At 64.5% G+C, this 707-nt stretch carries 1 protein-coding gene; it reads left to right on the forward strand.

The window, feature by feature from the left end; all coding sequences use genetic code 11:
• The first annotated feature begins 202 nt into the window (after positions 1-202).
• Positions 203-652 carry a GNAT family N-acetyltransferase gene (locus tag IAE38_RS23665; protein WP_201219581.1) on the forward strand — a complete coding sequence of 150 codons (450 nt, stop codon included), beginning with the start codon at positions 203-205 and terminating at the stop codon, positions 650-652.
• The last annotated feature ends 55 nt before the right edge of the window (positions 653-707 follow it).

Raw genomic sequence — 707 nt, forward strand, 5'->3', positions numbered from 1 at the left:
CGCGCGGCGCATCGCGAGCTGCGCTCGCTCCTACGGTTGTTTCGGGCCAGTAACGCCTGTGGGCAACGCAGCCTGCACCACCACCAAGTGCCTGCGGATATTTGGCGTGACGGCAAGGCTACTTCTAGAATGCCCCCACACTCGCCCCCCCATAGTGACCGTGAACCGCCCTGCTGACCGTTTGCCGAAAAGGACCTCCCCCATGCAAATACGCCCGCTCTGCCCAGACGACCTGCCCCACGCCAGCGCCTTGTGCCTATCAGCATTCACCCAGGCAGTTGCGCCCACGTTATCGGCAGAGGGTGTGACCACGTTCAGCGGGCTGGCTACTGCCCAAGCTTTCAGGGAACGCCTGCGGGGCGACAACGTGATGCTGGCCTGCGTGGCAGAGGACGAACTGGTGGGGCTGGTGGAACTCAAGGAGGGCCGCCACATTGCCATGTTGTTTGTCGCCCCGCCTTGGCAACGGCGGGGGGTGGGCGCGCGCCTGATCAACGCTGCGCTGACCCACGCCAGAACTGATGTGGTTACCGTCAAGGCTTCGCTGAACGCGGTAGCGGCGTACCAACGGTTCGGCTTTGTGTTGGCAGGCGATACTGGCGAGTTTGCCGGCCTGGTCTACCAACCGATGGAGCGGCGCCGGCACGCCTGAAGTACTGACCGTAAGGTGCAAGGCCGCCGGCCGCAGCGACCGTGTTGCATCGTCG

This window comes from Pseudomonas sp. S32 (assembly GCF_016648095.1).
Lineage (GTDB): Bacteria > Pseudomonadota > Gammaproteobacteria > Pseudomonadales > Pseudomonadaceae > Aquipseudomonas > Aquipseudomonas parafulva.